Source organism: Spirochaetota bacterium, assembly GCA_038043445.1.
Lineage (GTDB): Bacteria > Spirochaetota > Brachyspiria > Brachyspirales > JACRPF01 > JBBTBY01.
In genome coordinates, this window is sequence record JBBTBY010000058.1 from 46,270 (window position 1) to 58,812 (window position 12,543).

The window sequence follows — 12,543 nt, forward strand, 5'->3', positions numbered from 1 at the left end:
AAGCAGGTAAAAACATTCACTCCCTCCGTTTCGGTTGCGAATTTTCCATGGCGTGGTATAATCCGGCCATTCGCTGTATGACAAATGCACGCGTCAAGGACGGCATACCGTGGACGATCAGAAGGATAAGGTAGAAGAACGCATGGACGATATCCCGGAGCGGAAACGGCCGGCGTCCGTGGACAACCCGAACAGCGAGATGCTCACTGAGATAATCGAGAACAAGAGCGGGAGAACAATGGATACGAACAAAGATCCCCACCAGGAAGAGAAAAGCGATATACCGCGGGAGATACCCATCATTTCCGGTCCCGTACCCGAACGGCGATCGTACCTGAGCGTATATTTCATTCCCCTGTTCAGCACGCTCGGGCTTATCGTCATCGTCGTTTCGTTCATCCTGTTCTACGGCAAGCCGCCGTCGGGCCCGCAATGGTTCCGCGACAAGAGCGTGACGAAAAAAACGGTGATCGTGCCGACGGAAGAGACGAATACGGCCCCGGCAGCGGTGACAGCAACGAACATAACATCGGCGCCCGAGGTGGGCAATCTCATGCCGACGAACGAGGCGGTGCAGGAACGCCAGCGCGAGACGGTGAAGAAGATGAAGGCGTACGTGAACGAGATAAAGACCGGTTCGACGACGTACACCGTGCGCTATCGCGACTCTCTCTGGGACTTAGCCAAACGGAATTACGGCGGCAACGGTTTCTACTGGGTGTTCATCTACGCGCTCAATGTCGATACGATAAAGAACCCTGATGTGCTCGTTACCGGCACGAAGATAATCGTACCGACCATCCCGCGCGATCTCTTGAGCACGCGTCTTGAGCGCATACCGGCATCCGTGCGGAGCGGGCTCGCCGAATCGTACTATGAGATCTATGAGATATACATCGCCGTCAATGAGAACGAGCATGCGAAATGGATGCTCTATCTCTCCGACCGTTTCGATCCGCAGATAATCGAGATGAGCAAGGGTTCGCTCCCGCGTACGGATTATGATTTCGTGCTCCGCGCCCGCACCCGCGAAGGGAGATAGTCCCTTCGTGCATGGCATCCTTTCGCGCATCGTAGAGGATTCGAAAGCAGGACTTGCCGAACGCAAGCGTACGCGCACGATCGCAGCGATACGCGCTCTACTCCCTGTGAGGACGCATGACCGATTCCGGGACATGTTCTCCGGTACGGATATCGTGCTCATCGCCGAGGTGAAGAAAGCCTCGCCGTCAAAGGGCGTGTTCAGCGATACGTTCGACCCTGCCGCGATCGCCCGCGCGTACAGCGATGCGGGGGCGGATGCCGTGAGCGTGCTTACCGAGGAGAACCATTTTCTCGGCGGTATGGACCATTTGACCGCGGTGCGTTCAGCGGTCGCGTTGCCGATACTCCGCAAGGACTTCATCATCGATGATTATCAGATATACGAGGCATGCGCTGCCGGTGCCGATTCGTTCCTCCTTATCGCCGCAATACTCGATGATGCGGCGCTTACACGATTCATCGCCCTCGGCAGGGAACTTGCCATGACGCCGCTCGTGGAGATACATACGGAGCGTGAGCTTGACAGAGCGCTCGCTGCCGATGCCCTCATCATCGGGATAAACAACAGGGACTTGACCGACTTCAGGACGACGCTTGCCACGACGACAACGCTCGCACCGAAGGTCCCGAGCGGGCGATGCATCGTGAGCGAGAGCGGTATCGCATCGTACGACGATGTCACGCGTGTGCGCGCTGCCGGTGTGCATGGCGTGCTTGTCGGAGAGACGCTCATGCGTTCATCCGATGTGAAGGCGAAGATATGGGAACTCAAAGGACGAAAATAAAGATCTGCGGCATCACCGATCCGCGCGATGCCGAGTACTGCAGTGAGGCGGGCGTCGATATCATCGGCGTAGTGCTCGCACCGTCGAAGCGGCGCGTTACCGCGGAACGTGCGCGCGATATCGTACGCGCATCCATTGTTCCGGTCGCGGGGCTTTTCGTGAACGAGGACATCGCCGTTATGAACCGGCTCGTCCATGCCTGCGGCTTTTCATATGTACAGCTCTCCGGCGGCGAGAACGAATCGACGGCGCAGAAGATAGAGGCGCGTGTGCTCCGTGTGCTCCATATCCGCGATGAGGCTTCGTTCGGCGCACTGGCGGCATATCGACGGTATGATGAACTTATCTTCGATTCAGCGGCGGGACCGGGCGGGAGCGGTGTTCCCTTCGACTGGTCGCTTCTTGCCGGGCGGACGGAACGGTTCTTCCTTGCCGGGGGCATCACGGCGGATAACGCAGCCGAGGCCATGCGCATCGTTCACCCCTACGGCATCGATGTGTCGAGCGGTGTCGAATCAATGCCGGGGGTGAAGGACCATGGGAAGATACAGGCACTGATCGCGGCGGTACGCGAGCGTGAGTGACGAAGGAAGAAAGAAGGGACGCAACGGCATAGCCCGCGGTTTCCGTGTATTGGTCATCCTCCTGAAACGGACGCGCACGCCGCACCGGCTCGCCCTCGGGTTCGCCATCGGACTTTTCTTTTCCATTCTGCCGCTGCCGATCATCGGCATGTTCATAGCCTTGGGGCTTGCACTCCTGTTCAGGCTCAATCTCGTATCGACCTATGCCGGTACGCTTGTCGTGAATTTCGCGACAGGACTCTTTTTTTATCTCCTCGATTATAAAGCAGGGACCATTCTATTCGGTACAAAATTCATTAAGCCGATGCCCTCCGCGGATATCGCCCGGTTCGTGGCGGATAACATACGCGAGATCGCTGTTGGCGGGATCTTTGTCGCATCTGTCTTTGGCATTATCAGCTATTTGCTTGTATACGGTATCGCACGACTATTCATGCGAAGAGGAAAACCCAGGGCTTGACAAATATTGTATTATGTATTATATTATACATGGTATAAAACAATACTAGGTACAATATGATATGCGACAAAGCCGAGACATTGAAAGCCAAGGGGTTGCCGGTAACCGTACAGCGTATCGCGATACTTGAGTACATGGACGGTAATCTCGATCATCCATCGGCGGATGATATCCATGCCGCTTTGCATGAAAAATACGCAAGCATTTCCCGGGCTACTATTTACAATAATCTGGTAACGCTCGTTTCATCAGGCCTTCTCCAGGAAATAGACATCGATCCTGAAAAGGCCCATTACGACAGCAATATAAGTACGCATCATCATTTCTACTGCACGGTGTGCAAGCATCTGTACGATGTGGCCATCGCCTGCCCCCAGCTTTCGCATCGGGACGTCGACGGCCACCGTATCGAGCAGGTCCAGGGCTATTTTCTCGGGACATGCAGGACATGCCTTGCGGCGGGAACGGGGGGAGGACACCATGCCTGAATTACCGGAACTGCAGATAATCATCAATCAGCTCAAAGAGGAACTGCAATACGCGTATATCGATTCCGTCGTCGCGCGCGATGCGTCGATCAGCGAGGATATCGGTCTTATCAGCGGCCAGAAGGTGATCGAGATAGTCCGTCATGACAAGGCGATATACTTCCAGCTTTCACGCGATGCGTTCATGCTGTCACTCGGTGAGAACGCGCAGCTCATGATGAGCACGGATAATGCGCGCATTGCGCATACGCGTGTCTTGTTCAGGACAACGCGGGGCGATCTGTACCTCGTCGATAAGAGCCGCATGAGCACGGTCACCGTGGTGAGCAAGGATGAGACCTATGTCCCCTTCGCCGGCGTCGATCCCCTGACGAAGCAGTTCAACTTCAAGATGCTTTACCGCAATCTGAAAGCGTCAAAGGCGAACATCGGCGATTTCCTGCGCAAGGAAAAGGTCGTCGCGGGTCTCGGGATACGCTACACCGGGAAGATACTTCGCGCATCACGGCTGCCCGCGCGTCACCCGGCCAACCGCATCCCGCGCTCGGCTGCGGAGAAGCTCTTTTGGAACATCAAGAACATACTGCGTGATGCGATAATCAAAAAAAGCCCGAAGGCCCTCGACATGCTCGATGAATTGGACGGGCTCTACGACATGGGTATTCCGGCGGAAAAAGCGCCTCACTGATACGCCGGGTACGCGGGATCAGCGGTCCAGTACGTCCGGCGCGGGAAGCTCGCGCGGCGCTGCCGGCGGGCTTCCCAGCTCTGCACGGCGGCCGCTCTCCGCGGTACGGAACGCGGATACCAGGTCCACGAATCGCGTGAAATTCCCGGCGATCTCATCGATGGCCTTTGAAAGTTCGGCGGTGCCCTGTTTGTTCTTCATGGCAATGGCGCGAAGCTGTTCCATCGATTCGGTTATCTCACGCGCCCCCGATGAATTCTCGGATATGGATGTTGCCACCTCGGTCGTAATGCGGTCGAGGAGCGTGACCTGCGATTCGACGACGTTGCCGCTCTGCATCTGTTCGTCGACGGAGGCCTTCACCTCGTCGGTTATCTGATTGAGGTTCTTCACCGTTTCGAGTATGTCGCGTCCGCCCGTCTCAAGTTCATTGTTCGCTGCGGTTATCTCGGCGATGATGTTCGCGGTGCTCCCCGATGCATCGAGTATGGTGGTGAGCGATGTGCCGCTCTCGACGGCGAGACCGACTATCTTCTCTATGCGCGTCGATATGTCCTTGACGATGACCGTTATCGACTGCGAATTCGCCGCGGTGTTCTCCGCGAGTTTCCGTATCTCGTCGGCGACCACCGCAAAACCCTTGCCGTGTTCGCCCGCGTGCGCCGCTTCAATGGCGGCGTTCATGGCAAGGAGATTCGTCTGTTCGGCAATGGACTGAATGACCGTTATGATCTCATTGATCTGGCTCGATGATTCCTCGACCTCGCGTATCGCATCCACAAGATCGTCGACGCGGTCGCCGCCCGTTTTCGCTTCCGAAAGGAGGCGCTTGGCGAACGTGTCCGCATTGCCCACGTTCTTGGCGACCGACAGTATGTTCGATGTCATCTGCTCGATGGCCGATGACGTCTCGGAAATGGCGACGGACTGCTTCTGCATGTTCTCGCTTATCTTGAGTATCGACTTCAGAAGTTCGTCAATGGCGATGTTCACGCTCGCGAAGGCGTTCTTCTGCTGTTCGGTCGTTGTCCCCACCTGGCCGATGGAGCGCATGATCTCCTCGACGCTCGATACCGAACGCTCGATGCTCTCTATCTCGGTGGCCGATATCTTCGCCGTTTCGAGCACGGTGGCATGCATGCGCGAGAGATCGGTATTGAGGTTCGCGGTGCCGCCCTTGATATTGTTCACGATATAGTTCATCGTATCGATGAAGTGATTGAAATGGAACAGGAGCTCGCCTATCTCATCGTTCGTTTTCACGGTTATACGGCGCGTAAGGTCGCCCTTGCCCTGTGCAAGGTCCTTCGATATATCGCGTGCGCGCTCGAGCGGGCCGAGGAATACGTTGAGCGTGATGACGACGGCGGCGGCAACGGCGAATATCGATATCCAGAGCGTTATCGCCGCGAAAAGCGCAACGTCATCGATCTCTTTCGTAGCATAGAGGTCGGTCGCGGGGATGGCGAGCGCAATGGAAGTTTTCGCCGCGAAGGGCAGTATGAACACGGCATGGCGTTTCCCCTCGATGAGCATGGGCGTCCATTGTGCGTTCGTGGATGTGGCGTGGACATCGCGTACGAACGTCGGGGATGATGCATCGAGAGAGAGGAGCGTTTTCCCTGCATCGTCGACGATGTATGCGCGGTTCTTCGGGAACGACGCAACAAGCAGCGGGCGCACATCGCGGACACGTGAAAGGACGGCGCATGTCCCCGATGCAGACGATGCTATCGCGGCGAAATACTCGTTCGTGGAGATATGCATGCGCGACATCGCGGCGGTAAGATCGGACGGAATGGCGAATTCCCCGTTGGTCGCGGTGCGATGAGAAAAACCGTCCGCTCCCCGTTCCCATACATGAAGCGTGCCGTCAAGTCCGGCGATGAGCGTGAACGATACGGGTACGTGCGTGCCCCGCAGCAGGATGCTGAGTACCGGGGCGTCATTATCGATCTTTCTTTTTTTCCCGCGCACCGGCACGGTATAGATGTCGGCGATGTCCTGTGCGATGACGCGCTGTTCGGCGAGAGCGGACTCTACGGAAGCGGCGCTTTTGCTGAGCGAGGCGAAGAGCTCCCCGGATTTCTGTGCGCTGACGATGCGTATCTCGGCGCTGTAGTGGATGACGTTCACTATCGTGAGCGAAAGGAGGAACACGAAAAGTATGACCGATATGAATTTATCACGCAGCGGTATGCGCAGATCGGTGGCGAGGTCCTCGGCGGGCATATCCCGCACCTGATGGCTGAACCATATCGCGGCGATGGCGTATACCAGCGCGGTTATGGCGAGCATCCAGAAGGCGCGCATCAATATTACCTGGAAAGAAATACTCCCATCAAGGATAAGGGCGACCTGGCTCCCGATGCCGACCAGAAGGACACCGACAAGATAGACACGGGTATAGATCTTTCCGAGCGGTATGTGAGCGCCATGCCGCCATTTTCCGATGAAGAACAGTATCACGGCGAATACGGCGAGAAGGCATACCGCGTAGTAAACGAAGAGCAATGGATGGGAGCTTAATTTCCCGAACAGCAGCGGCGTGAAAATGAAATGTATGCTGAATGCGATAGCCGGCGCAAGAAGTATGCCCCGCCGCAGTTGTGATGCGGTCTTTCGGCGTATACCATTGATCTCATTCATGCCCGCACTGCTCCTCGCTACCGAACATTCAATGCAAACCACGATCCGCCGGCAGGATCACTGAGGAAATGGTCATGGATCGAACGCCCCCGTCCATCCGTACCCGCCGGGGCTGCATCGTTGGGGGCATGCATGATGCCGGGGTTCGATGGGCGCATCTCAATGCGTGCATCCGGCCCCCACAGCAACAGCGGCATACGGACCATTCCTCGTGACCTATCGTAATTCAATTTCGGATTTTGTGCAATCTGATCCAGTATGAGACTGCGTATGCAATGGCCGTAGCGATAGCAATAGGGCTCAGGATAGCGGGTGTAACGCTCATCGGCAGATGAGGTAAGATAGGCCACGCGCAGGTTCGGGAATTGCCGACGCATCGTTTCGAGCACGATCATGACACGCGCTTTGAGGATATCCTGATACCGATCATATTCCATGGCGGATCCGCTCAGGTGCACCCACGCTATCTGCACCTGGGATGCGGCGGCGCCGAACCAGGCAAGACGCGTACCAACGCCGTTCCAGAGCGATGTCTCCCCGGAAGAGGATGCCCACTCCTTCAGACCGGCTTTCGGCTGTGAACAGTCTACGATGAGGAGCGCGGGCGACATTTTCTTACCCGAGAGATAATTGATGAATATCCTGAAATCGGGCGAAGGGTCGGGAAATCCAATGCAGGCGATAACGATGCGCCCGTTCTCCATCGGAGCGCCGGCGGCATCGCGGCTCACGATGGAAAGCGCCTCAGCTTGTGCGGCACGGCTGTGGGTGTCGGGTATCTGGGAACGCCCGCTGCCGTAGCGGCCGGCATGCGTCGTTACTGAGCCAAGGGTATCGTTCGTTCCGGTGAGCGCATCAGGCGCGGACACGAGCGGTGTTGTACCGAGGATGAATGACAGCAATACTGTCAGTGCTGGGCGGTGCATGCATTCTCCATACTGTAGAGATCATACTATAGGGATTATCGGCTTTTTACGTGTCAGTATGAAGGGATATCGGTTCAACATTACGCATGCGTTTCCCGATAATATATCGTATAAAATATCATGCGGGAACGTTTCGGCTGGGTTGTCCGCCCGAAACGGTTGCGCACGCGGCTTTTCTGTGATACACTGTGAACGGTGTTCGCAGATGCCGGTATGCTTCGGTACGCAAGGAGAAAGCGATGAAAAAAGCAATGTTCCTGTTCCTGTTCGCCTGCGGAATGCTCGTTCCGTATGAGCCTGTGTATAACGGTTTCATGAACGTCTATTGGGGCCTTTCGCCGCAGGAGGTCAATGACCGGCTTGCAGCGACGAATTTCATCAAGACAAAAGGGGAAGTGGAACGTGTTGAGATATATCAGAGCACGTACCCGGACCCCGATCTGGTATGGTTCCACCCGCACCTGTACCGGTGGATGCATTTGGGTTTTACGGCACGGATGGACAAACTGATAAAAAGCGATTTTACCATGCGCCATCTGACGCAGATAGAGAGTGCGGATTTTTCACGCATTACCTTCGCCAAGGATGCGCTGACAACACCCAATTCGTGGGTGTATCGGTTCTATTTCTACAAAGACCGGCTCTTTGCAGTGACACTGCGGTTCGAGAGCGAAAAAATGGTGAACATGTTCTATGAACGCAATCCGGATAAAAAAAGCATTCACCCGGGATATCCGATGCCGTATTTCGTGTTCAAAGAGAACCGCGAACAGATGTTCAAGAAATACGGCGGCTTCACCACGACGTTCATTAAGAGCTTTGATCAGTTCTGCGCGCAGTATTACGGCTATTATTATCGCGATCAGGTCAATACGATGATGACCTCGTATTACCAGAAGTACTACGATAACTACGTGAATTATACGGTAAGTTATATTGACAATCATACATTGGGCTCGTTGTTCGGGAAGCTGCAGGACCGGTATTACGAAGGCACCGCGGAAAAATCCGATATACTCACTTTCTGATACGTTCCTTACTCGCGGGATAATCATCTCAGGACGGGCAGTTATGGCGGAGATACATCCATTCACCGGGGTTCGCTACGATGAGAAGCGTTTTCCCCTCGATCAGGTAACGGCGCCGCCGTACGATGTCATATCCCCTTCGGAGCGCGATGCGTTCGAGGTGAAGCATCCCAATAATGTCGTACGGCTCATCCTCGGGAAAGAGGCGCCCGGAGACACGGAGCGTGAGAACAAGTACACGCGCGCCCGGGGATCTCTTGATGCATGGATGCGCGAGAAGGTGCTCGTGCGTGATGCGGTGCCGAGCTACTATATCCTTTCGCAGGAATACACATCGAAGGACGGCAGGCGCCGCCGCACGCTCGGCATCATCGCCGAGCTCACGCTCTCGCCGTTCGGCCACGGTGTCGTGCTCCCGCATGAGAAGACGCTCTCAAAACCGAAAGAGGACCGATTGAAACTGTTCACCGCGACGGGCGCCAACCTCTCGCAGGTGTTCATGCTGTACCGCGATGATGGCGCGGTGCGCATCTATCTTGAGGCGGCCGTGTCGCGTCCGCCGCTCGCATCGTTCACCGATACCGCGGGTGTCGTCAATCAGCTCTGGGCCGTTCCCGCAGAAAGCGCGGATGCGGTATCGAGCGCTTTCCGCGACAAGAAGCTTTATATCGCCGACGGGCATCACCGGTATGAGACCGCCGTACAGTACCGCGATGCTCAACGCGCACTTCACGGACCGAACGGTGCGTATGACCGCGTGATGATCTATATGACCGAAGCGGACGATACCGCGCTTTCCATCTACCCCACGCATCGCATGGTATCCGGCATACCCGCGCATGCCGTCTCCGCGCTCCCGAAGGCCGTCGGCCCGCTCTTTACGGTCACGCCGCTTGCGCGCGATGCATCGCACACGAGCGCGCTCGGTCAGGAACGACATTCGTTCGTCTATGTCACGCGTGAGGGCGCGTTCCGGCTTACGCTGAAACCGAACGTGGACCTCGGATCGGAAATATCGGGCGCATCGCCGGAAGTGCGTTCGCTCGATGTCACCGTGCTCCATCGGCTCATACTCGAGCCCGTGTTCGGCATCAATGCGGAACGCCTCTCGGAGCAGACGAACATCACCTATACACGCGATGACGATGAAGCGCTTTCTGCCGTCGCATCGGGCAGCGTGCAGGCGGCGTTCATGCTGCCTGCCACCCCGCTTGCGAGCGTCCTTGCCGTCGCCGACGAGGGCTCGTTCATGCCGCAGAAATCGACGTACTTTTTCCCAAAACTCCCGAGCGGCCTCGTGTTCCGCCTCATGCGATAGGCGGACGTGGGAACACTGTCCGTGATATGCCTCGACCTCGAGGGCGTTCTCGTGCCGGAGATATGGATAAACGTTGCCGCGGCTACCGGCATTGAAAAACTGAAACTTACCACGCGAGATATCTCCGATTATGACGTGCTCATGAAAGGACGCATCGGGATACTCAAAGAGAACAAACTCACCCTTGCCGATATCCAGAACGTCATCGCCCGCATGGGACCGCTTAAGGGGGCGCTCGCGTTCCTCGACCGCCTGCGCGGGCTTTCCCAGGTCATAATACTTTCCGACACCTTCGTTGAATTCGCAACGCCGCTCATGAAGATGCTCGGCTGGCCGACGATATTCTGCAATCACCTCATCACCGAGAACGGCATGATAACCGGGTATGCGCTCAGGCAGAACGACGGAAAAAAGCATGCGGTAGAGGCGCTCAGGGGCATCGGCTTTCGCGTCGTCGCCTCCGGCGATTCGTACAACGATGTGAGCATGCTCGCCGCCGCGCACGCCGGGGTATTTTTCCGTCCGCCTGCGACGATAGCAGCGGAATATCCGCAATTCCCGATAACAGAGAACTATGATGAGCTATATGCGGCGATAGAGAAGGGGCTGGAAATTCACCCCTGACCCCTTTTTCCAATGCTGTTACGTTAGAGGGGAAAACCACAGAGGGCGCAGAGGGCACGGAGAAAGAGAGAGGAAAAGAATATTTTTGGCGCGGATGAGAGGGGACGATGCGGAAAGGGAATTGACGGAGGGATGGGAAAGAAGGGAAATCACGCGAAGAAGAGAAGATGTGCCATGCGGAGGCGCGGGGAACGCGAAGAATAACGGGAATGTATGACCGTTATTAGGAATATATGGTGCAGCGGTCATCGGAAAGAAGAAAGCACTTGTCATGCAGCGGCATTTCCATGCAATTGTCGAGGAACCACTGCAGCCGGGATACGATCCGTTGCGCGTCAGGCTGTTTAAGTGCGATGACGATAATGCCGGCATGCGGTTTATGTTCAAAATTGATCGTGTGAAAAAAATCCTTATCCGTGGTCAGGAAAACGCACTCGCGGTCCTTTGAGAGCCCGAATACGGTCTTATCATCGCATCCCTCATGACCGGTGCCGCGGATGTCAACGGTTTCATGTCCACGAGAAGCAAGAAGGGCAGCTGCATCCTTCGGTATATTCTCATCGAGAAAAAAGGTCACGCCGGTTTTCCGATGGTCACCGTTTCGAATTGCGCAAGTTCGCTGCCGAACCGGAGACAGGCGCGAATATCATCTTCCGTAATGTTCGGGTAATTTCTTATGATATCCGCCGTGCCTTTGCCGGCTGCCAGTTCCGCCAGTATATTGCTTACTAATACGCGCGTGTTACTGATGACCGGCTTTCCATGACATATTGCAGGATCTACTGTTATCCGTGCGTCCATGGTTTACTCCCGCAACAGCATGCGATCAAGTCCGGTTCACTGTCGCACACGTATTGTACCATATCAACACATAATGTAAATCGCGAAGGCACTACACAAGGTGTTTTAACGCGGAGGGAAGGGGGGCACAGATGGAGGTCGGGAAAAGTAAGGAGAGGATCGTGACGCTGGGGACGCTGAAAACACCGATGAAGAGGGGGGAATAAGGGGAATAGGCACGCGAAGGCACTTCGACGGTTCGGCAGGCTCACCGACCACAAGCTCAGTACAAGCGCGAAGACGCGAGGAAGAGAAGATGTATCACGCAGAGATGCGGGGAACGCAGAAAAGAATAATTGGGGAGAATTGAACCACGAAAAACCCTTCGACTACGCTCAGGGCGAGCACGAAAGACACGAAAAAGAGAGGTCACAGATGACACGGATGACACAGATGGAGGACGGGGGAACGACATCTTTTATCGTTCGCTCTGCGTATCATCGGATCAACGGCGGAGGGCTCTATGCGTTCGATAACCCTCTTAATCATATTCGTACTCTGCCCAGGTGTATACGGTCTCGCCCATCGCGGGCGGGTATACACTACCGATGGAACGACTTATATCCTCGACGACGGAAGCGGCTTCGTTTCCCGGCGGGGTATGATAATTACCGTCAATACAGCGCTCTTCATAGATACTACCGACATACAGAGCAGCACGCTAGAGGCAACACGATATCATTTTCCTGTTTGACTATCTAATTTGGTACAAATATACTATGTGAATGGGCAAGTATAAATACGAAGTGATCTTATTTTGGAGCACTGACGACAATGCATTCATTGCCGAAGTCCCGGAACTTTCCGGATGCGCAGCGGACGGTAAAACATACGAAGAAGCCCTGAAGAACGTCGAGGTCATATTCGATGAATGGATAGAAACAGCGAAGAGTCTCGATCGCCCTATACCTGAGCCCAAGGGACGTCTTGCATACGCATGAAGTTTTCAGCCTGAGCGTATTATTGATCAATACAGATGAAGAGCGGCGCAGTAGGGGTGAGGTGGCTGTTCTGGTCCATCGATCATTCACTGTGCCGAGAGTCCGCAACACTGTGCCGAAGGTCCGCAACGCTGTGCCGAAGGTCCGCAACACTGTGCCGAGGGTCCG

14 protein-coding genes are annotated in these 12,543 nt (G+C 55.5%); 10 read left to right on the top strand and 4 right to left on the bottom strand.

Annotated elements, in window-relative coordinates; genetic code table 11:
* Window positions 1-109 precede the first annotated feature (109 nt).
* Genes AABZ39_08630 through AABZ39_08655 form a run of 6 tightly spaced genes read left to right on the top strand, consistent with a single transcriptional unit; the run spans window position 110 to window position 4,049 of the window.
* Window positions 110-1,042: a LysM peptidoglycan-binding domain-containing protein gene (locus AABZ39_08630; GenBank protein ID MEK6794827.1), complete on the top strand. Its 933-nt coding sequence runs from the start codon at window positions 110-112 to the stop codon at window positions 1,040-1,042.
* A gap of 7 nt (window positions 1,043-1,049) precedes the next feature.
* Window positions 1,050-1,829: an indole-3-glycerol phosphate synthase TrpC gene (gene trpC / locus AABZ39_08635; GenBank protein ID MEK6794828.1), complete on the top strand. Its 780-nt coding sequence runs from the start codon at window positions 1,050-1,052 to the stop codon at window positions 1,827-1,829.
* Window positions 1,805-2,413 carry a phosphoribosylanthranilate isomerase gene (locus tag AABZ39_08640; protein ID MEK6794829.1) on the top strand — a complete coding sequence of 203 codons (609 nt, stop codon included), beginning with the start codon at window positions 1,805-1,807 and terminating at the stop codon, window positions 2,411-2,413. Before trpC ends, AABZ39_08640 begins: the two co-directional genes overlap by 25 nt.
* Complete coding sequence (locus tag AABZ39_08645; protein MEK6794830.1) at window positions 2,406-2,873, top strand: DUF2062 domain-containing protein; 468 nt, start codon at window positions 2,406-2,408, stop codon at window positions 2,871-2,873. Before AABZ39_08640 ends, AABZ39_08645 begins: the two co-directional genes overlap by 8 nt.
* Window positions 2,874-2,929: 56 nt before the next feature.
* Window positions 2,930-3,361: a transcriptional repressor gene (locus AABZ39_08650; GenBank protein ID MEK6794831.1), complete on the top strand. Its 432-nt coding sequence runs from the start codon at window positions 2,930-2,932 to the stop codon at window positions 3,359-3,361.
* Entirely contained in the window at window positions 3,354-4,049 is a 696-nt protein-coding gene (locus tag AABZ39_08655; GenBank protein ID MEK6794832.1) for a DNA-formamidopyrimidine glycosylase family protein, read from the top strand. Before AABZ39_08650 ends, AABZ39_08655 begins: the two co-directional genes overlap by 8 nt.
* A gap of 18 nt (window positions 4,050-4,067) precedes the next feature.
* On the opposite strand, the gene AABZ39_08660 is transcribed toward AABZ39_08655, so the two are convergent.
* Window positions 4,068-6,698: a methyl-accepting chemotaxis protein gene (locus tag AABZ39_08660; GenBank protein MEK6794833.1), complete on the bottom strand. Its 2,631-nt coding sequence runs from the start codon at window positions 6,696-6,698 to the stop codon at window positions 4,068-4,070.
* A 17-nt stretch (window positions 6,699-6,715) separates the two neighbouring features.
* Window positions 6,716-7,624 carry a hypothetical protein gene (locus tag AABZ39_08665; GenBank protein ID MEK6794834.1) on the bottom strand — a complete coding sequence of 303 codons (909 nt, stop codon included), beginning with the start codon at window positions 7,622-7,624 and terminating at the stop codon, window positions 6,716-6,718.
* Between the two features lie 239 nt (window positions 7,625-7,863).
* Between AABZ39_08665 and AABZ39_08670 the strand changes: the two genes are divergently transcribed.
* Genes AABZ39_08670 through thrH form a run of 3 tightly spaced genes read left to right on the top strand, consistent with a single transcriptional unit; the run spans window position 7,864 to window position 10,594 of the window.
* Window positions 7,864-8,652, top strand: a complete 789-nt coding sequence (locus tag AABZ39_08670; protein MEK6794835.1) for a hypothetical protein — start codon at window positions 7,864-7,866, stop codon at window positions 8,650-8,652.
* Between the two features lie 43 nt (window positions 8,653-8,695).
* The gene (locus AABZ39_08675) at window positions 8,696-9,970 is read left to right on the top strand and encodes a DUF1015 domain-containing protein (protein MEK6794836.1); all 1,275 of its coding nucleotides are present in this window, start codon (window positions 8,696-8,698) and stop codon (window positions 9,968-9,970) included.
* A 15-nt stretch (window positions 9,971-9,985) separates the two neighbouring features.
* Entirely contained in the window at window positions 9,986-10,594 is a 609-nt protein-coding gene (gene thrH, locus AABZ39_08680; GenBank protein ID MEK6794837.1) for a bifunctional phosphoserine phosphatase/homoserine phosphotransferase ThrH, read from the top strand.
* Between the two features lie 223 nt (window positions 10,595-10,817).
* Here thrH and AABZ39_08685 read toward each other — a convergent pair whose 3' ends face one another.
* The gene (locus tag AABZ39_08685; GenBank protein MEK6794838.1) at window positions 10,818-11,171 is read right to left on the bottom strand and encodes a DUF5615 family PIN-like protein; all 354 of its coding nucleotides are present in this window, start codon (window positions 11,169-11,171) and stop codon (window positions 10,818-10,820) included.
* Window positions 11,168-11,395: a DUF433 domain-containing protein gene (locus tag AABZ39_08690; GenBank protein ID MEK6794839.1), complete on the bottom strand. Its 228-nt coding sequence runs from the start codon at window positions 11,393-11,395 to the stop codon at window positions 11,168-11,170. Before AABZ39_08690 ends, AABZ39_08685 begins: the two co-directional genes overlap by 4 nt.
* Window positions 11,396-12,159: 764 nt before the next feature.
* Here AABZ39_08690 and AABZ39_08695 point away from each other — a divergent pair.
* The gene (locus tag AABZ39_08695) at window positions 12,160-12,375 is read left to right on the top strand and encodes a type II toxin-antitoxin system HicB family antitoxin (protein MEK6794840.1); all 216 of its coding nucleotides are present in this window, start codon (window positions 12,160-12,162) and stop codon (window positions 12,373-12,375) included.
* The last annotated feature ends 168 nt before the right edge of the window (window positions 12,376-12,543 follow it).